Origin of the sequence: Helicobacter canis, assembly GCF_900451095.1 — a bacterium.
In the GTDB taxonomy this organism is placed as follows: Bacteria; Campylobacterota; Campylobacteria; order Campylobacterales; family Helicobacteraceae; genus Helicobacter_B; species Helicobacter_B zhangjianzhongii.
Window position 1 is genome coordinate 371,818 of the sequence record NZ_UGHV01000001.1, and the last position, 19,462, is coordinate 391,279.

The following is a 19,462-nucleotide window of genomic DNA, read 5'->3' on the forward strand; positions in this document are numbered from 1 at the left end:
ATCCACTTTTTCAAAAGTGGATTCTAGGAAAGACTATTTTGCTAGCGCAAAATTATGGATCGCCGCGCGGATATTCAATTCGCTCGCGATGACAGAAAAAGGGCGTTTATACCACGCCGCAGGTGGTAGTGTAAAAAGTGGATTCTAGCCCAGCGATCCTAGAATCCACTTTTTCAAAAGCAGGATTACACAAGATGCCAATCAAATGGCTCTTTGCCCATTGCTTGAAGCGCATTTTGCGCCTGCACAAATACCCCACTCCCCACAAAGCCCCTTGCTAGCGGGCTTGGGTGCGGGGCTTGTATAATGCAGTGCTTACTAGAATCTATCAGTGCTGCCTTTTTCCTTGCATAATTGCCCCAGAGCATAAAGACAATGCCTTGATAGCGCGTTGAAAGCGTGCTAATAATCGCATCGCTAAAGTTCTCCCAGCCAAAATGCCTATGTGAGGCGGCTTTGTGTTTCTCTACGCTAAGGATCGCATTTAGCAGCAGCGCGCCTCTATGCGCCCATTGGGTTAGATCGCCGTGATTTGGGGGCGGGATAGCTAAAGTGGATTCTAGCTCTTTGTAGATATTGCGCAAGCTTGGAGGAATTGGCACGCCCCTAGGCACGCTAAAGCTTAGTCCCATAGCTTGGGGGATCTCTATGCCATTTAGCATTTTGCTCTCGTGGTAGGGATCTTGCCCCAAAATCACCACACGCACGCGAGATGGCGGCGTGAGATTGAGCGCGTAAAATGTCTTATCACTAGGAGGGAAGATCACACTATGTGCTTTAGCTAGCGTATAGTGCCTAATAATCTCGCTGAAATATGGCTTCTCAAACTCATCAGCCAAAAGCTCTATCCATTCTGTATGCAAGGTCTTTGGGATCATTATATGCCTTTAGAGTGGAGATAGTTTATGGGATTTGCAGCTGCTTTAGGGCAAAAAGCGCGGCATTGCGAAAGCTTTGCGTGCTGGCTTTGCCACGATAGGCTAGATCAAATGCCACGCCGTGATCCACAGAAGTGCGGATTATAGGGAGATTTAGGCTTATATTGATACTTTGATCAAAGTAGAGAGCCTTAAGCGGAGCTAGCCCCACATCGTGATAGGGTGCGACAAACACGCGGTATTTTTCTCTCATCTGCGGGGTAAAGGCACTATCAGGCGCGACCACCCCCACAAAAGCTTGGCGATTAAGTGTGGCATTTGCGGATTCTAGGGCGCGTTGTATAAGCGTATCTTCTTTTCCGCCGATAGCACCATTATCGCCGCAATGTGGATTAAACCCTAGCACAAGGGCTTGAGAGAAATCTAGGCTGGATTCTAAGGCGAGCAAGAAGTCTGTATATGCCTGCTCGCTTATATGCTGGCTCACTTGTGCTAGCGGAATATGATCGCAAAAAAGTGCCACAAGCATAGCCTCACAGCCTAGCACCATAAGGGCTTGGCGTTGAAAATGTGCGCGTAAATACTCCGTATGCCCAGCATAGCTAATCCCTGCTTGCTTCCACGCGGCTTTGTGGATAGGGAGAGTTAAGATCGCGGTATCTGGCAGGCTCTGGGCTAGATCTATGGCTTTAGCAAAGCTAGCAAAGCTATATGCCCCGCTCTCTGCGGTGATTTGGGCGATGTGGATAGGGGGTGGCTCTATGCTTGGAGGCTCAAAGCACACCATATCAAGCAAGCAGTGGATATGGTTAGCACGCTTAGATCCTATCCCACCGCTCGTAAGTAGCGTTTGTAGGGCGGATTCTAGCAGACTCTTATGCGCGCAAATAATAGGCGTGCAAAGTGTGCTAGGGCTAGAATCTCCCCCCACGCTAGAGGACTGCTTAGGCAGCTGCCCACATTGGCGCAAAAGCCACTCAAGAGAGCGCAAGATGATCTCACAGCCTATACCATTGCTATCTCCTATGCTTATGGCTAGATTCATAGGCTTATCCCCCCTAGCTCCCAAATAGGCAAAAATATCCCAAACGCCAGCCACGAGACAAAAAGCGCGATGATGATAGTCGAAAACGGCTCGATGAGTGCTAGAATCCTAGCGATTTGCTGCTCATACATATCGTGGCAGTATTGCGCACAAAGCTCTAAAATACACTCTAGCTCGCCGGATTTTTGCGCGGTGGCAAGGAAGCTTTGCAGAGTTGTATCAATATACGCACAAGAAGCAAACGCCCTATCTAGCGCATCACCTCTAGCAACCCGCTCGCAAGAGATGCTTAAAGCTCTCTGCAAGGTGGGGTTTTGCACGCTTTGTAGCGCGATAGGCAGAGATGTGTCAAAGTCAATATGCGCTTGATACAAGTAAAAAAATCCTAGAAAATACCCCCACAACTCCCGATAAAGTAGCAATCTACCAAGCAGTGGTGCGCGTAGAAGTAGCCCTAGGCTTGCGGTATAAAGGGTATTTTTCTTGCGCACACTCACGACTCCCACATAGAGTAAAGCTAGCCCTGCTAGCCCAAGCCCCCACCAAAACTCCTGCACAAGCGATGATACTGCGATAAGCGTGCGCGTGCTAAGTGGCAGCACAGCATCAAAGCTTGCAAAAAGTGCGCTAAATTCTGGGATCACAAAAAGGGCGATGATGATAAATGCCACTGCAATGCCTAGCAGCACAAAGATAGGATAAAACAATGCTTTAAGAAAATTCGCGCGATTTTTGGCGATGGTTTGAAAATAGCGCGCTAGGATTTCTACAATACTATCAAGCTCGCTAGATTGCGCCCCAGAGTGAAGCAAGGCTATGCCCATAGGGGAGAAAATATGCGCATAAGACTCTATGGCTTTAGGCAGGCTAACCCCTGCTTGCAGCTGGGCTAGAATCTGCTTATACGCGCTTGATAGGGCTGTGTTTTGGCTTGTGTGAGAGAGTGTTAGGAGGGCGTCTTGGAGTGAAATATGTGCGCGTAGCATAATGCTTAAAAGCCGCAGATCTTGGGCGATTAGCAGGGGTTTTGGCGGGAGGTGTGGCAGAAGATGTGGCGTGGGCGGTGTGTGTGATGGGCGTATGCTAGTCATTGACTCTCTTTACAGGAGAGATTTGGGGCTTTTGGGGTGGGGGCAGTAGGGTAGGAAGTAGGGATTTGACTAGGGCTAGTAGATCTTGTGTCGCTGTGGCTATCTCGTGTTTAGACATTTGCTCTAGGGGCTTTTCAAGCAAGAGTAAATGCTCTTTTTGCATACTCTCACCCAGCCAGAGCCTAGAATCTTTGCGGTTGTATATGCCTATGGTGCTTATGCGCAGCATATCGGCTAGATGTATTGTGCCAGTGCTTGGGCTAATTAACAAGCAAGAGAGCCGCAAAAGCTCGATGATATGCGCTAGATTGTCATCATTGCTAAAGACTAGGAGATTTGGCATAGGGCTTTGCAGTGTGATAGTAGGTGCGCCCTTATAATGCAGCAAGACAATAAGCATTTGCGGATAATGCGTGGCAAGCTCTTGTGCTACTGCGATGTAGGATTCTAGGGGGAGATTGATGCGTGTGGATTTGACAAAGGGATTTAGACAAATGATAGGCGTAGTAATGCGTGCAAAATCTTGCGCCTGCACGCGAGCTTGCGGTGGCATATCACCCATAGTGATGAGACTACTCGCTTTGGCTAAGGCATTATCCAAGGCGGATAGCACGCGAGCTTTAGCGCACTCATCTATGGGGTAGGAAAAGTGGCTATAAGCGATCTCTGCCCTATCATAGCGCGCAGGATCGATCTTGCGCACAAGCTTTAATAACGCCTTATGATAAGGGATAGCTGAAAAAGCACGCGAGAAAAACACCTTATGGATACGAGGGTTAAGGAGATTTGCCGCAGTGGCAAAGGAGATGATACACTTAGCATTGCTCGCACTTAGTAGCTTGCACCGCCAGCGATTAGGCTGGGTTAGGATAAAGTAGTCAAACTGCTTGGCATTGATATGTGCTAGCAGCTCCTGCTTGCTCATAGCATCTGTATCGATACATATAAAGCCCCTAGTCTTATCAAAGCCATCATTAAGCCTAGAGAAAATCTGCATACCTTGGGCATTTGTATAGATGACGATAGGGCAGTCATAGAGCTTGCGCAGTGTATATAACGCCCTAATAGCGATGACATTATCCCCAAGGAATGCCGAGCGATAGAAGCCAATCATCTCTTTTCTTTCACGGAATTTATGGCATTATAACACACCTAAAGCCCCCAAGGACTCAAATGACCCTAGCAGAGATTGACGCGCTAGCGCGCTTTATAGGCTGCTTTGATAAGCTTGTGCTTGTGCAGCGCGTAGCAGATATGACGCTAAAGCTTACCCTAGCCCAATGCCAGAATCCTAGCTTATGCGCCACACTCCAAGGGGCAAAGAGCTTTGATGTGTATCTGGCTATGACAAGGGGCAAAAGCTTTGCCTACACTACACAAGACCTCCAAAAGCCTCCACAAGACCAAGCAGCCCTTAAGGACTCTAAGCTAGAATCCCTAAGCCCCAAACGCTACAATGCTCCCTTTGATGTCGCACTCTCACGGCTCAATCGCTCCAAAATCCTATCCGCTACGCTTTATGATGATGATAGGATCTTGCGCCTAGAGCTTTTACAGCAAGGTAGCTATAAGCAATCTATCACATTTTTGCAATGTGAATTTACCGGCAAGCACACCAATGCAATCATCTTAACCCACGAGCAAATCATTATCGATGCCCTACGCCATATCTCCCAAGCCCAATCACACCGCCAAGTCAAAGTAGGCTACCCCCTTGCCAAAATCCCCAAAAATCCCAAAAAGCCTGCCCCCCCTTCCACGCCACTAGCCCTAGAATCTATACCTAAGCTACTCTTACAAGCACACAATCTTGAGCAAAGCAAAGCCCTAGAATCCTTACGCCACTCTCTGCTATCGCACTACACACGCACCAAAGCCCGCTTGCAAGCCCTGCTAGATACCCTCCCCAAAGAAACAGCACTTTTACAAGAGAGTCGCACGCTCAATCACCAAGCAAGCCTGCTACTCTCTCATCTCCACACACTAAGCCCCTACCAAAGCCACGCTACAATCACAGATAATGGCACACTCTATCATATCAATCTCCCCGCAAGCAAAACCCCGCAAGAAGCGATCAATAAGCTCTTTAGCACATCAAAGAAGCTCGCCCAAAAGGCAAGAAATATCCACAAAGAAACCACAAATTTAGAAGAAAAAATCGCATTTTTAGACAAGGAGCTGGCATTTATCGCGCGAGCAGATAAGCTTGACACCCTTGCGATCCTAGCCCCCAAAAAGATAGAAAAAAGGCAAAAGCCTTCTAATGATCAAGCCTATGTGATCTTTATCCAAGGGGTGAAAATCTCCATAGGGCGCAATGAGAGAGAAAATATCAAGCTCCTAGAATCCGCTAGGGCTGATGACTTGTGGATGCATATCCGCGATATACCTTCATCGCATTTGATTATACATTGTGGGAAAAATGCCCTAGCAGAATCTATCATCTACAAAGCCGGTGAGATTTTGCTCGGTGTAAGCGGGCTTAAGCAAGGGGACTTTTTAGTCGATTATACAAAGAGAAAATTTGTCAAAATCACAAGCGGTGCGTGCGTGATCTTTAGCAAACATCAAAGCCTGCGCTATCGCGTATAGACTAGGAGGCACTATGGCAATCTCACCCATTGGTAATATCACCTATATCAATCAAAATATGCAGACAACTTCTGCCGCCCACGCAAACGCTATGCAGCGCGGCGATATGATCCCCCAAGAGTTTGAAGACAAGCTCAAAGAGATCCAAGAAGTGCGCCCCACAGAGACAAATAACAAAGTCGATAAAGACGCCAAAGGCAATAGCCAATGGGAGCAGCAAGATGACCAAGGCAAAAAAGACAAAGAGGAGAGTGAGCAAGCCCAGAGCCTAGACACACTTGCTAGCTCCCCTAGTGGTGAGACACATTTGCTTAATATCAAAGTCTAGCCTAAGCCCTTAGAAATGGTGTTGGCTTTTGCTGGTGGATTGGGCTTTGCTAGGTTTTGGCGTTGGCTTTGAGCGATAAATTGTAGATTCTGCGGCGTTTATGTATTGGGCTTTGCGATGAGAAATCCTAAAATCCTATGTTTGCTTTTTTAAATTTGTGGCATTACTAGAATCCACTTTTATCGTCATTGCGAGTGGTGCTTGGCAATCCATACTAGAATCCACTTTTGCAAAAGTGGATTCTACCCTTTGTGCGTTTTTTCTGCTTGGGATTCTAAGATTGTGTTATGGATCACCACGCCGCTTTGCGCGGCTCGCGATGATGGGGAAAGTCGCTTACTTTGTCATTGCGAGCCGCTGCGGTAGCAGTGGCGTGGCAATCCATTGGCATTCCCCTAGAATCCACTTTGAGCTAGAGCCACATTTAGCCCAAATCTAGCCCCACCCAAACTACTAAAACTGCTTTAAAATCTCTTGTATCTCGCTGTTATAAGCGATTTGTGGCATATCTTCTATATAAGTGAGTGCGATTTGCTTAAAGCCATAGTGGATAAGATCTTTAAGAAATTGATAAAAATCATCGCGCTCGGTGAAGATGATTTTAGTGCTAAAGATTAAGTTTTCAAACACTTCTTTAAAGCCTTTTGCCTGACAGAGCGTAGTAAAATCCTTATACGCTATGCCATTTAGCTGCTCGGATTCTAGGGAGTCTTCTGCCTGTGCGGCGTGGGAGATATGATCTAAGCTTGTATCAAAATCACGCAAGATTTCAAGCATTTGCGTATGGATAGCATTGTGCTGGGCGCGGGGGGCTGAAGCTAGCAAGATCTGGTAAAGCTCTGTGAAAATCTCAGCTTTTTTGGGGAAGTCTTGCGCAATATCCGCGATTAGCACACCTATGCACGCGCGTTTATCGCTAGAATCTAGTGCTAAAGCTAGGTTAAAATAATGCGCCGCAAGGGTGAAATCCCTAGCCACAAGGGCTTTGAAGCCTTTGTTTATCAAGCGTTTTTTACGCGGATTGTAGGTGGGGTTTGGTGGGATTATGGTCATACTCTGCCTTTATCGAACTTCTACTACTTCCATATCTGGGTGTATATCGCGCTTAAGCTGCTGCTCTACACCGCGCTTTAGCGTGATATGCGAAGCAGAGCAGCCTTGACACGCCCCAAGCAAGCGCACATAAACTTTACCGCCTTTAATCTCTTGCAGCTCTATATCGCCAGAATCGCGCAAAAGATGCGGTCGCACCTTTTCTAATGATCGTTGCACAGGCTCATACAGCTCGCTATCGCTAAAAGGTAGCATTACACTCCTTATGAGAATAAATAATTACGATATATGAATGTGTTTATAATGGGTTTTTTTAAACAACGCAAGAGACAAAGGGGCAATGTAGTAGAAGCGATTCTATCCTAGCTACCTTGAAGCTATTAGTAGAATCTATTTATACCAAATCCTTACACTAGAATCTGCTTGCACTAGAATCTATACTTCGCGCCCAAGGTTACTAAATGCAGCTGCCCTAAGCCATTTTGACTTTGGATAAAGCTCTTTGTATTATCTTTGAGCGCGAGTGAGTAGGCAAGCCCCACATCTGCCCTCCCGCCAAAGAGATTATACCTAGCACCAAGCCCTAGCATATAGGAGTTGGCATCAGGGATACCAAATGTATCTCTGCCTTGTGGCACAGGGGTAAAATCTAGCGCGAGTGATCCCATAAGCGTGAGATTTTCGGTAGAGAAGTGTGTAAAGCCTAGGCGGAAGGCATTGCTATTTTTCCAGCCACGCCCCATAGCCACGGCATTGTAGTCGGCTCCTGCCATATTTTGATATGCCGTTGCGATAATGGTATTTTCAAACCCAGGCGTAAAGCCTTGTGCATTGCTAAATTCTTGATTGCTATATTGAAATTCAAAAATATCCGCACTTCCCCAGAATGTATGCTCATAGGTAAATTCTGCGAGAAGTTTGCCAAGCCTTTGGGCTAGGGCGACATTAAGTGTATCGGGCAAATCCGTAGAAAGCAGCAAGTTTGCTCGCATATCAACCGTCCCTTTTCCAGCCAACTTCCCACCATCTATGTGTGAAGTAGCAAAGAGATTGCCTTTCATATCAAAATGCACTTTAGAGCGATAAGTAGCCGCTAGGGTCGTGGTTTTGGTAAGTTTTAATGTAAGTGCGACATTGTAGCCTAGCCCCCAAGCCTTTGTCGATGATGATTGGGAAATTTTAGTAGTGCCTTTTATATTTAAGCCAAGCCCCATAGCATTTTCTGCAGTGTAAGGCACATACAGCGTATTATCAAAATCCCCAGAGCCATAGATGATACGCGCTCCAGCAGCAAGCCCTAGCCGATCCCATAGCGTGAGGGAGACCACGGGATTTGTCTCTATCATCATTATCCCCACATTGTCTAAAAACTCTCCCCCCTCACCGCTCCAATCCATACTAAGCCCTGAGGGCGTTGTGATTGATAGCCCGAAGTTTGTCTTCACGCTATCGCCTATATGCCACGGCTTGGTTTTGAAAAATATCTTTGGTGCAAAGGCTAGAGTGGGGTTTGCCCTACCGCTTACGATAGCGGGTCCTGCTGGGCGATTTGGACCCAAAGCAGCTCCATTTCCCGTAGAAATTTCCCCTTTATCTCTACCTGCCGTAGTAAAGTCAAACCCCGGGATAAAAATCATCGTCCCATTAACTTCTATCTCATTAGCTTCATCAAAGCCCATATTCGCGGGATTGTAGTAGCTAGAGTCCGCGCCATACGCCCCAGCGATATATGCAGAGTTTAGCGCGGTGCCATTGAGACTTTGCTCTGTAAGCTTAAAGCCTGAGCCATAGCTAGAGACAATACCCCCAGCAAGCAATATCGCGATTTTTACACGCATATTCCCTCCATTTAAGTTTTAGATTTGCAAGCCACTATAATAAATCAAAAAAAAAAAAAAAACGCAAGCCCCATATCTGCCACCACCAAAGCACCACCAATAATCTCGCCAAGACAATCACATAGCGTATAATAGCAATCCAAAAATGCCACTAGAATCTAGGAGCGATTATGAGAGAGCCACTTATCCTAGCGAGCCTTAGCCCCACGCGTGCGCGGATATTGCAAGAGTGGGGCATAGCATTTAGCCAAATGGATAGCGGATTTGATGAAGAGAGCCTAGAGATCAGCGATCCTGCGAAGTTTGCCTATATCGCTTGTATGAAAAAGCTAGAATCCACTTTAGCACTTTTGGACAAAAGGGGCAAGCTCACTAGTGCGCTAGATTCTGGGGTGCTATGTGCAGATAGCGTGGTAAGTGTCAATGGCAAGCTACTACGCAAAGCTAGAGATAAGCAAGAAGCTAGAAATATGCTAGAATTGCAAGACTCCAAGCATATAAGTATCCTAACAGCCCTAGCCTACCAAAGCAAACGCGCAAGCTTTGTGGATCTAAGCGCGTGTGTCTTGGAGCTAGGGAGATTTGAGCCAAGCGATATGCTAGGCTATGTGGATTCTCTAGCGTGGGTGGGCAAAGCTGGCTGCGTGATGATAGAGGGCTTCCACAAACGCTATATCCGCAGGCAAATCGGGCTAGAATCCAGCGCGTTAGGACTTAGTATAGAAAAGCTTGTGAGATTCTTGGAGCTAGTATGAACACCCCTATTATTACCATTATGCTGCTGGTATCACTAGGGATAGGGCTAGTGGGGCTAGTGGTATTCCTCTGGGGCTTGCGTAATGGGCAGTTTGATGATGCGCATAAAATCACGCACGGCGCGCTATTTGATAGTGTAGAGGATCTAAACCTAGCCAATGCCATAGCTCAAAACCAGCAAGCAACCCCAAACCCCAAACACAAGGAGTCAAAAATGGAGCATTACACCATAGCAGTCATAGGAGCAGGACCCGGAGGCATTAGCGCAAGTGTGGAAGCCACGCTTAAAGGACTCTCTGTCATCTTGCTAGAAAAGGGTGCAGAGCATAATGCCACACTGCGCAAATTCTACAAAGACGGCAAGCGCGTAGATAGAGACTACAAAGGCGATAAAGTCGAGCTTGTAGGCGCGATAGATTTCAGCGATACAAACAAAGAAGGCGCGCTAGCGATGTTTGATAGCCTGCTAGAAAAGCACGCGATCAATGTCGCTTATAACAACGATGTAGAATCGATCCAAAGACAAGATAATGACAGCCTACTTATCCGCACAAGTGGCAATCACTCCATAAGCGCGGATTATGCGATTATCACCATTGGCAAAATGGGGCAGCCCAATAAGCCTAGCTACAAAATCCCTCCAGCGATTTTGCGCCAAGTCAATTACAATGCCTCTAGTATCCAAGCAGGCGAGCGGCTGCTGATCGTAGGCGGTGGGAACTCCGCTGTGGAATACGCTATCGACCTCTGCGCCTCGCACGATACCACGCTAAACTACCGCCGCACCGAGTTTGCAAGGATCAATGATACAAACAAGCAAGAGCTAGAAAAGGTCATAGCAAGCGGCACGCTAAAGACAAAACTAGGCGTGGATATAGAGAGCCTAGAAGAGCAAGGGGGCAAGATTTGTGCGCATTTTAGCGATGGTAGTAGCGATGTGTTTGACCGCGCGATTTATGCCATTGGCGGCTCTTCGCCGGTGGATTTTCTTAAAAAGTGCAATATCGAGCTAGATAGCAACAACCTCCCCATAGTGAATGAGCATTTGCAAACTTCTGTGCAAGGCGTGTTTATCGCTGGGGATATTGGCTTTAAATCTGGGGCGTCTGTGGCTATGGCGATCGCCCAAGCAGAAAAGATCGTTTCTCATATCGCAGGTCATAAGTGAAAATCACTAAGCCTTGCGTGTATCAAGGCGTAGCCTACACGCATTTAAGCGATGATAGCAGAGAGCTAGACTCTCACACACTTTTTGTCCGCACGCCACTAAATGCTGCTTTCACGCCAGATCACCCCAGCATAGAAGCAAAGCAGCTAGCAGAGCTTTTTGCCCCGCTGCCTAAAATCATCGGCATAACCGGCACCAATGGCAAGACCACGACCGCCGCGCTTATCTACTCGCTCTTGCTTGATCTTGGCTACTCGTGTGCGCTAGTTGGCACAAGGGGGGTGTTTGCTAATGACAAGCAGCTTAGACCAAAGGGGCTTACCACGCCTTGCGTGCTAGAGCTGTATGAGATTTTGGCTATGGTTGGGGAGTGTGCGTTTGTGATTATGGAAGTAAGCTCGCACGCGATCGTGCAAGAGCGCATTGCTGGCATTCACTTTTCTATAAAAATCCTAACCAACATCACAAGCGACCACCTAGACTACCACAAGACCCAAGCCGAATATATCCGCGTGAAAAATAGCTTCTTCAGCGATGATGGTTGCAAAATCATCAATGCCGATGAGCCGCACGCTAGCTATAATCGCCACAACGCCCACACCTATGCCATAGAAGCAAACGCCCACCTAAAGCCAAACGCATATAGCCTAGATCACGCCATCACCGCGCATTTATCCTATGCCCCAGCTAGCAGGGCTAAAGACTCTCTAGAGCACGCTATCATACAAGCCCCCCTATATGGCAAGCACAATCTCTACAATATCCTAGCCGCATTGCTTTGTGTCAAGCTCATCGCCCAAAAGCCCCTAGAATCCTGCGCGGAGTATTTGGAGCATTTTGGCGGTGTGGAGGGGCGTATGGAGGTAGTAAGCAAGGATCCTTTGATCATCGTGGATTTTGCCCACACGCACGATGGTATGGAAGCGATTTTTACAAGCTTTATAGGCAAAAATATCGCCGTAGTCTTTGGAGCTGGAGGCGATAGAGACCCCACCAAACGCCCCAAAATGGGCGCAGTGGCGTATAAATACGCAAGCAAGCTCTACATCACAAGCGATAATCCACGCAGCGAAGATCCCACACGCATTATCAACGATATTTTACAAGGCATACCCAAAGATCCTAAAAAGCCCGTGTGTATTGATATTGATCGGCGTGCTAGCATACAAAAAGCCGTAGCGGAGCTAAAAATGGGGGAGCTAAAGAAAGGGGAGCTAAAAATGGAGGGGTTAGGAGGAGATTGGGTGCTGCTGGTGCTAGGCAAGGGCGATGAGACTTACCAAATCATCGGTGATGAAAAGCGGCATTTTGATGATAGGCAAGAAATCCGCGCTGCCCTGCAAGCCCCGCTTCCATAGCTCTCTCCCCCCACGGAGCAAATCAAGCTAAATCCTAGCCCTAAGCAACGCCTGCGTATAAGGGTGGCTAGGTGCGCTAAAGACTTGCGCAAGCTCTCCTTGCTCTATCACCTGCCCGGATTCTAGCACCAGCACACAATCACACATCGCCTCTATCACGCTAAGATCGTGGCTTATGACAAGATAGCTTAGATTAAGCCTTTGCTGCAGGTCTAAAAGTAGCGTGATAATGTCTTGTTGCGTGCTTTTATCAAGTGCGGAAGTAGGCTCATCAAGCAGCAAAATCCTAGCCCCACTTGCCAACGCCCTAGCGATACACACCCTTTGGGCTTCTCCACCGCTAAGAGTAGCACTATATCGGTAGGCAAACGCCCTAGATAGCCCCACTTGCTCTAAAATCTGCATAGCTTGTAGGGGGCTAGATTTTTTGGCATTTTGGCTTTGCAGGGCTTCTTGCACGATCTCTAGCACGCACATTCGCGGATTAAGCGCGGCTAGGGGGTCTTGGAAAACGATTTGCACCATAGAGATAAACGCCCTATCGCGCCTTTTATCCGTGTAGATGAGCGGATCTTTTGACTCTATGGGATAGAGACAAAGCTCACCTAGCTGCCCCTCTAGCCCCAAAATCCCAAGGGCTAGGCTAGACTTTCCACTCCCACTAGCCCCAATTATGCCCACACTATCGCCCATTTTTAGGGCTAGATTGATGCCTTGCACGGCTGGGATTTTTTGCTTTGTGAAGAAGCCTTTAGTCGTGTGATATGCGCCAAAGTTGTGCAAGCGTAGGCATACTTTTTGTGTATCGGCGTTGGCTTTTTGCGCGCTTTTGGGGGATTCTGCGGCGGGGGCTTGCTCATTTACGCCGAGTAAAATCCCTTCGCCCCCGCCTTGAAAACCCCCAAAACGAAGTTTCTTTAGAAAATCATCGCAAAATCCTTCCGCCTGTGGCGTGGTTAAAATTGGGGCATTTTGGGTAAAAATCCTAGAATCCTGTGCGGAGTTTTCTACATTTTGAGCGTTATCCCTAGAATCCACTTTTTGCGTATCGGTATTTTTATCGTCATTGCGAGCCGCTGTGGTAGCAGCGGCGTGGCAAAACAAGGGATACCGCTCGGCGTTAGCCGATGTTTCTTTAGAATCCATAATTTTTGCAGCAGCAAAATAGTCATTACTAGAATCCACTTTTTGTGATTTTTTGGCATTGTGTGAAAAAGTGGATTCTAGGGATTGTGTCTTTGTTTGTGTGGATTGCCACGCTTTGCTACGCAAAGCTCGCAATGACAGAAAATAGGCTTGCTTACTAGAATCCACTTTTTTATTTTCGGCAGATTTTTCACACTCGGCTTGTTTGTCTTCTTCAAGGATTTTAAGATTTGCAGTGGGGCTTTTGGAGTTTTTTGGGGATTTTATGGCAGAGCAAGAGTCTGCGGTTACCATAAAATCCCCAAAATCTGCGGAATGACTATTTAAAGCGCAATCTCCCAAGTCGCTTTTGGATTCTAAGATTGCGGAGCTAGAATCCCTCCCAAAATGCCCGCAAATTTTGCCTCTCTCCATCACATACCCCCTCTCCGCAAACCTCCCCATCAAGCCCAAATCGTGGCTGATAAGCACGATCGCCATTTCTGTAAAAGAGGCTAAAAGCTCTAGAATCTGGCTTTGTATATGCGCATCTAGGGCTGTTGTAGGCTCATCACAGAGTAAAATCTTTGGTCGTGCTAGGATCATCATCGCGATACACACCCTCTGCGCCTGTCCGCCGCTAAGCGTGTGAGGCAGGCGGTGCTTTAGGCTAGATTCTAGCCCCACGGATTCTAGTGCGTCATCAATAATGGCGTTGTAGTGTGATTTTGGCGTGTGGGGCAGGTGCAAGGCGCACATTTCACCTAGCTGCTTTGCTATGCTATGTAGCGGATTTAGGGCGAGCTTGGGGGATTGGGGGATATAGGCTATGCCTTTAGCGCGGATCGTGCGCCATAGAGGCGAGCTGATAGGGCAGGCGGCGAGATTTGCCTCAATGCCTTGTAGCGTGATACTTCCGCGTATATCACTGCCTGCCACTAGCCCCATAAGCAGCTTTGCTAAAAGGCTCTTCCCACTGCCAGACTTCCCTACTATGCCTACGCGCTCATTTGCCCACACTTCTAGCGATATATTTTCTAAGGCAAAGTCCCCAAATCGCGCGCACAAATCCCGCACGCATAGCACAGGCGCACTAGGCTTTAGGGCAGACTTCATCGGGGCTGTGCGCTAGGGTTTAGCGCGTCTCTCACGCCCTCGCCGATAAAGCACAATAGCGATAGCAGCAACGCCACTGCGCTAAAGCCGCTTAGGGCTAAATGCGGGGAGGCAAGGTTGTTTTTCCCCTGCTCTAGTAGCTCGCCTAGGCTCGCACTCCCCACAGGCATACCAAAGCCCAAGAAATCAAGCGTAACAAGCGTGCCGATACTCCCCACCATAAGAAAAGGCACATAGGCGATCGTCGCTACACAGGCATTTGGCAAAATATGCATAAGCATTATCCGCATATCGCTAGCCCCCAAAGCACGCGCCGCCTTGACATACAGGCTCTCGCGCACTTTGAGAAACTCCGCACGCACAATCGCACTAAGGCTAATCCAGCTAAACGCCAGCACAATGCCTAGAATCCACCAAAAGCTAGGTGTGATAAAGCTTGAGAGAATGATGAGCAAAAACAGCAGCGGGATACTTGCATACACCTCTATCCCCCTTTGCCCGATGAGGTCAAGCAGCCCTCCATAATACCCCTGCAAGCCCCCGATAGCAATGCCAATCACCACGCTACACGCGCTTAAAATCAGCCCAAAGGCTATGCTTGTGCGCACGCCATAGATAAGCCGCGCTAGCACATCTCTGGCTTGATCATCAGTGCCCAGCCAATGCCTAAGAGAAGGGGGCGTGGGCGCAGGGGCGTGCAGATCTAGCACGATAGTATCATAGCTATAAGGGATAGGGGCTTTTAGCACAAAGCTATCGCGCAAAAGCTCTTGCATATATGGGTCATTATAATCAGGCTCGGTGTCAAAGTCTCCGCCAAAGGTGGATTCTGGGTAGCTCTGCCACAAGGGGAAGTAAAAATGCGCATTATGGTAGATGAGCAGGGGCTTGTGGTTTGCTAGCAAGGGAGCTAGCAAGGCTAGGAGACAAAGCGCGGCAAAAAGATAGAGCGAGATTCTAGCGCGAGTGTTTTTGGCGAAGGTGTGCCAGCGATTTTGCCATAGGCGGAGGCGGTGGCTCTGTGTGAAATCGCTAGAATCCTTTGCTGGCGTTTTTACACTTTGGGCTTTATCGCTAGAATCCACTTTTTTATTGTCATATTGAGTCGCAGGCGAAATATCTCCATCATTGCAAGCGGTGCTTGTGCTTGTGTAAGCGTTGTTTTTTCTGTCATTGCGAGCGGATTGAAAATCCGCGTGGCAATCCACTTTTTGTGGTTTTTGCGCGTTGTTGCTTGTGGATCGCCACGCCACTGCTAGCGCAGTGTCTCGCGATGACGAAATTGGAGCGTTGTGTTCAAACAAGGATTCTAGGGGGTTTGCATTTTGAGCATTTTTCTTAGAATCCGCTTGCGCGCCTTTGTGGATCGCCACGCCGTGCTGGCACACGGCTCGCGATGACAGAAATGGGGCATTAAGCCTAGAATCCATTTTTTTACTATCGGCGTTGTTTTTTCTGTCATTGCGAGCGGACTGAAAATCCGCGCGGTAATCCATTTTTTCTGCGCTAGCAAAATCCCTAGAATCCACTTTTGCCAAGCCTTAGAGCTGCCATATCATATAGCATACGAATTAGAAAGGGGTATATCTAGTAGCATCTCTTTTTTCACCTCTTGTGCGCGATCACTTCCTAGCAAGTAGCACACAATCTCTAGGGCAAAAAACGGCGCGCTAGCAGGACCAGAAGCGGTGATCTGGGAGTCGTGCGCAAGGACACTTGTTTGTTGATAGCGCAGATTTGGAGCTTTAGAGCTCTCATAGCAAGAAGACTCGCAGCCCGGATAGCAAGTAAAATATCCTTGCAGCACATTGGCACGAGCTAGCACGATAGGCGCGGCGCAAATAGCAGCGATAAGCTTGCTAGCCTTAGCAAAGCTCTGCAAAATTGCCCTAACCTCCGCGCTTGCGCTAAGATTTTCCATCCCTCTAAGCCCGCCGGGCAGGGCTATGCCGCTTAGGCGATCTAATACACTAGAATCCACTTTTGCTAGATCGTGTGGCGCAAATATCTCTATATCGTGCGCGCCTTTATACGCCCTAGCCCCGCTCACTCCAGCTAGCAGCACCTCTATCCCACTTCGGCGCAAAATATCCACCACACTCACACACTCAATCTCCTCAAAGCCATCAGCCAAGGGGACTAAAATGGATTTTACTTCATCTGTTGCTTGCATAATCACTCCTTGCTTTATGTGCGAGCATTGTAGCTAAGATTTAAAAATACACGCGCAAATAAAGCCCGATGAGAGTAGTTGAACGCTTTCTTACATAGCAAGCAGGCTTTAGATTAAGGGGCAGATACGCTTATCTTCACGCTCATTTACTTTGCCCTACTCTATAAGGCAAACGACACAAAGTAAAGTGGCTTTGTGCTTGGCGCGCGCTTTGCTCTATGCTTGTCGGCTGCTTGTTTTTTTTTTTTTTTTGTGATAGGGTTGCGCTCTGCGTTTTGACGCAGAATTTACTTACTAAAGGGGATAAAATGGATATGCAAGAGCTAGTGAAAAAACATATAAAATTTACAAGTCAAGGGGATTTTATAAGAAGTGTAAAAACACTTAAGGCTAGATATAACCTTAGCGATAGTGAAGCAGAAGCTTTTGCTAATAGCAATGAAATGGAGCATATTAAGCTTATGAAAAGTAAATTTACCAGCAAAAAATCTAGTGCTAAAAGACAAGGCATAAAATTTGGATTCAAAGATTTTGAAGAATTTTATTATTGGTATGAAGCTCAAGGGGATAGGTGCTATTATTGCGATACAGAGTTTGCATTGCTAAAAAAAGTGTTTGCCAAGGAGCTTTTAGATTCAAAGAAATTTAATAGCACACCACATATAGAGCGTAAAGATTCTAATGCTGGGTATAGTGTTGATAATTGTGTGCTTACCTGCTCTTTATGCAACAATGCTAAGAGTGATATGATGAATGCGGAGAACTTTAAAAACTATTTTGGTAAGGCGATAGGGAAGTTTGTCGCTGATTTATATAGTGATGTCATCACAAATAAATAAGATTCTATACAAAAAGAGATAGACAAGTTTAGCACATAGATTCTACAAGAGTCGCATAGGCAAGCTTGCCGCGCTACTCCACGCGGCGGATAGCAATGATGTCTTTTGTATAGCCATAATGCCGCATAAAGTAGCTTATATGCTCATTTGGATAGCCCTTTGGATCGGTGTTTAGGCGTTGAAGCTCAAGGCTGTATAAAGCGATGTCTTTGCTTGTTAGAGTGATTTCATCTTGTCCTTTTGCTTGAGCTTCTACAAAAAGAGTGATGAGATTATAGGGGGCATTATGCGCTGGATAATACTTCTTAAAAGACTCTTCATACACTCTAGCTGAAGCAATAAGCAGGGTAAAGATAAGCACCACAATGCCAAAATTACCCGCCAAGGCAAGCGCACCATTACGAGAGTGTCGCCACAAAAACGCCACGCCAAAAAGTGCGCAAAGCACGAGCAAGACCAAAAACCACACGGCATTCACCCTAATCGCGCTAAACCCCACAACCCCTATAAGCCCAACTGCCAGCATAGCAGCACTCAAAGCTAGCTCTGGGGCAAGCCTTTTGCGTATATGCTGCCACGCAAGCACCATAAGCAGCACGCTAGAAGCGATCAGCACCCACTGCAAGGCGATATGATTGCTTGCAATAAGCTCTGTTAGATAGGACTTGATATTGCCTAAAGTGGTGGTGTCTTGTATGATTTCTTGCTGCCATTTCCCCCTGCCAGAGACATAGGTCAAAAGCGTAGCGATAGCTGGCATAGCACATAGCAATGCGCAGTAATACCACACCATAGCACTAATACCCCTAAACCCCCTGCTAAGCAGGAGCAAAAAGCTAAGCCCAGCGATAGATAGCGTGCTTGGCTCATTTTGAAAGCACGCGCAATAGCTAAGCACAAAGACAAATGCGATATGCATAGGGAGATTGCGGCTAAAGCGCATTTCCTTGCCAAACACAAAATAATACCCCACAGGCAAAAACGCCAGCAACGCCACCCCAGCACTCCACACATACGCCGCCATATTGACAAAGTTAATAAGCGTAAAAAGCACAAATACCACAAGCGATACCAGCACAAAAATCAGCCTAAAATCTCGCCTTTGATTGATCCAATACACAAGCACGCTAGCCATACAGCTTATAAGCAAATACGCACACACGCTAAAAAACGCCGCCACAATTTTAAAAGCCGCTACAACTTCTACACCAAAGCTTACTAGAACTTCGCCAAAGGGGCGCATACTTGCTACCATCAGCACATCAGCGATATGTCGCCCCCTTTGCCAGAACCACCCTTGAAGCACGCCTGTAAAATCCAGCGGACTATAAAATGCCGGATAAGTAGAGCTATAAATCCAATCATCGCCCACAAGTGCGCATAAAGTCGCCCTAGAAGCGATCAAAGCACTAAGCCCTACCACATACAAGATAAACGCGATTGTGGGGAAATCCCACCTAAGTCGTAGAGCCTGTGTAAGGCTATAATCACACACATATATCACACTATCACTAGGCTTAAAAAGTGTGGGTATATGCGATACTCTAGCTAGATAAGCACGCACGCTACTTTGGAGCAAAAGCATTATAAGAAGTAGCACGAGCAAGCCTATCGCCACAGCTCTGTAAAATTTCTTCTGTATGCTTAGTGTATAGATAAGCCCCTGCTCACTCAAGCTCTGTAGCACACTTGGTGCAAGAAGCGAGCCTGCTACAAACTGCCCACACCCCTTCCTAGCAAAAGTGATAGATTCTATATGTGGATCAAGTGCGATAGCGTGCATTGCATAGAGGCGATTATGTGTGAAAATTTTGCCACTAGGCACAAATGTAAATGTATAAGTAAAATGCGTAAATTTCTGCGCCCTAGCATAAGCGGCAAACTCATCAATCCCGGCAAATTCATCAGCCTTTTTGGCTGCGGAGTTGCTAGCTAGCGTGCGCTCTATATCTAAAGTGATCGTGCTAAAAGTCGCGCTCCTTTGCACACTCCCAAGACTATATGCAAGCCCCAGCCCACAAAGGACACAAATAACTACTAATATATATATATATATATCCGCGTTTGCTCATAACTACCCCCTGCATAAAATAAGCGCGCAG

The 19,462-nt window shown here is 47.1% G+C and carries 17 protein-coding genes and 1 pseudogene; 7 read left to right on the plus strand and 11 right to left on the minus strand.

The genetic code is table 11. The annotated features are described in order from the left end of the window. Window positions 1-185 precede the first annotated feature (185 nt). The 4 genes from ung to DX060_RS01885 are packed head-to-tail and all read right to left on the minus strand — an operon-like array spanning window position 186 to window position 4,128. Entirely contained in the window at window positions 186-878 is a 693-nt protein-coding gene (gene ung / locus DX060_RS01870; RefSeq protein ID WP_115010894.1) for a uracil-DNA glycosylase, read from the minus strand. Window positions 879-903: 25 nt separating this feature from the next. Then, window positions 904-1,923 (minus strand): 4-hydroxythreonine-4-phosphate dehydrogenase PdxA, encoded by a 1,020-nt coding sequence (locus DX060_RS01875; RefSeq protein ID WP_115010895.1) that lies wholly within the window; start codon window positions 1,921-1,923, stop codon window positions 904-906. Then, the gene (locus DX060_RS01880) at window positions 1,920-3,014 is read right to left on the minus strand and encodes a type II secretion system F family protein (RefSeq protein WP_115010896.1); all 1,095 of its coding nucleotides are present in this window, start codon (window positions 3,012-3,014) and stop codon (window positions 1,920-1,922) included. The genes DX060_RS01875 and DX060_RS01880 overlap by 4 nt, the downstream gene beginning before the upstream one ends. Further along, the gene (locus tag DX060_RS01885; RefSeq protein WP_147278743.1) at window positions 3,007-4,128 is read right to left on the minus strand and encodes a glycosyltransferase family 9 protein; all 1,122 of its coding nucleotides are present in this window, start codon (window positions 4,126-4,128) and stop codon (window positions 3,007-3,009) included. The genes DX060_RS01880 and DX060_RS01885 overlap by 8 nt, the downstream gene beginning before the upstream one ends. A gap of 59 nt (window positions 4,129-4,187) precedes the next feature. Between DX060_RS01885 and DX060_RS01890 the strand changes: the two genes are divergently transcribed. From DX060_RS01890 to DX060_RS01900, 3 genes are all read left to right on the plus strand, one after another. Then, window positions 4,188-5,606 carry an NFACT family protein gene (locus DX060_RS01890; RefSeq protein ID WP_181814132.1) on the plus strand — a complete coding sequence of 473 codons (1,419 nt, stop codon included), beginning with the start codon at window positions 4,188-4,190 and terminating at the stop codon, window positions 5,604-5,606. Between the two features lie 13 nt (window positions 5,607-5,619). Beyond that, window positions 5,620-5,934: a hypothetical protein gene (locus DX060_RS01895; RefSeq protein ID WP_115010899.1), complete on the plus strand. Its 315-nt coding sequence runs from the start codon at window positions 5,620-5,622 to the stop codon at window positions 5,932-5,934. A gap of 157 nt (window positions 5,935-6,091) precedes the next feature. Then, window positions 6,092-6,373 carry a hypothetical protein gene (locus tag DX060_RS01900; RefSeq protein ID WP_115010900.1) on the plus strand — a complete coding sequence of 94 codons (282 nt, stop codon included), beginning with the start codon at window positions 6,092-6,094 and terminating at the stop codon, window positions 6,371-6,373. Between the two features lie 14 nt (window positions 6,374-6,387). Here the strand turns inward: DX060_RS01900 and DX060_RS01905 are convergent, their stop codons facing one another. The 3 genes from DX060_RS01905 to DX060_RS01915 all read right to left on the minus strand — a co-directional run bounded on the left by DX060_RS01905 (window position 6,388) and on the right by DX060_RS01915 (window position 8,825). Then, complete coding sequence (locus DX060_RS01905; RefSeq protein ID WP_115010901.1) at window positions 6,388-6,987, minus strand: histidine kinase; 600 nt, start codon at window positions 6,985-6,987, stop codon at window positions 6,388-6,390. A 9-nt stretch (window positions 6,988-6,996) separates the two neighbouring features. Next, entirely contained in the window at window positions 6,997-7,242 is a 246-nt protein-coding gene (locus tag DX060_RS01910) for a NifU family protein (RefSeq protein WP_115010902.1), read from the minus strand. A 173-nt stretch (window positions 7,243-7,415) separates the two neighbouring features. Next, window positions 7,416-8,825 carry an OmpP1/FadL family transporter gene (locus DX060_RS01915; protein ID WP_115010903.1) on the minus strand — a complete coding sequence of 470 codons (1,410 nt, stop codon included), beginning with the start codon at window positions 8,823-8,825 and terminating at the stop codon, window positions 7,416-7,418. Between the two features lie 170 nt (window positions 8,826-8,995). On the opposite strand from DX060_RS01915, the gene maf reads away from it, so the two are divergent. Genes maf through DX060_RS01930 form a run of 3 tightly spaced genes read left to right on the plus strand, consistent with a single transcriptional unit; the run spans window position 8,996 to window position 12,107 of the window. Continuing rightward, a complete protein-coding gene (maf, locus tag DX060_RS01920; RefSeq protein ID WP_115010904.1) occupies window positions 8,996-9,580 on the plus strand; it encodes a septum formation inhibitor Maf in 585 nt (194 codons plus the stop codon). Further along, window positions 9,577-10,749: a cbb3-type cytochrome oxidase assembly protein CcoS gene (ccoS, locus tag DX060_RS01925; protein WP_115010905.1), complete on the plus strand. Its 1,173-nt coding sequence runs from the start codon at window positions 9,577-9,579 to the stop codon at window positions 10,747-10,749. Before maf ends, ccoS begins: the two co-directional genes overlap by 4 nt. Beyond that, window positions 10,746-12,107, plus strand: a complete 1,362-nt coding sequence (locus DX060_RS01930; protein WP_115010906.1) for a UDP-N-acetylmuramoyl-L-alanyl-D-glutamate--2,6-diaminopimelate ligase — start codon at window positions 10,746-10,748, stop codon at window positions 12,105-12,107. Before ccoS ends, DX060_RS01930 begins: the two co-directional genes overlap by 4 nt. Window positions 12,108-12,134: 27 nt before the next feature. Here the strand turns inward: DX060_RS01930 and DX060_RS01935 are convergent, their stop codons facing one another. The 3 genes and pseudogenes from DX060_RS01935 to DX060_RS01945 all read right to left on the minus strand — a co-directional run bounded on the left by DX060_RS01935 (window position 12,135) and on the right by DX060_RS01945 (window position 16,521). Continuing rightward, window positions 12,135-14,348 (minus strand): ATP-binding cassette domain-containing protein, encoded by a 2,214-nt coding sequence (locus tag DX060_RS01935; protein WP_115010907.1) that lies wholly within the window; start codon window positions 14,346-14,348, stop codon window positions 12,135-12,137. Then, window positions 14,345-15,352 (minus strand): annotated as a pseudogene (locus DX060_RS01940) (ABC transporter permease subunit); the annotation flags it as partial. The gene DX060_RS01935 and the pseudogene DX060_RS01940, both read right to left, overlap by 4 nt. 551 nt (window positions 15,353-15,903) lie before the next feature. After that, the gene (locus DX060_RS01945; protein WP_115010908.1) at window positions 15,904-16,521 is read right to left on the minus strand and encodes a DJ-1 family glyoxalase III; all 618 of its coding nucleotides are present in this window, start codon (window positions 16,519-16,521) and stop codon (window positions 15,904-15,906) included. Window positions 16,522-16,829: 308 nt separating this feature from the next. On the opposite strand from DX060_RS01945, the gene DX060_RS01950 reads away from it, so the two are divergent. Next, entirely contained in the window at window positions 16,830-17,360 is a 531-nt protein-coding gene (locus DX060_RS01950) for a hypothetical protein (protein ID WP_258552155.1), read from the plus strand. 73 nt (window positions 17,361-17,433) lie between these two features. Here the strand turns inward: DX060_RS01950 and DX060_RS01955 are convergent, their stop codons facing one another. Further along, a complete protein-coding gene (locus DX060_RS01955; RefSeq protein WP_115010909.1) occupies window positions 17,434-19,347 on the minus strand; it encodes a hypothetical protein in 1,914 nt (637 codons plus the stop codon). Window positions 19,348-19,462 lie beyond the last annotated feature (115 nt).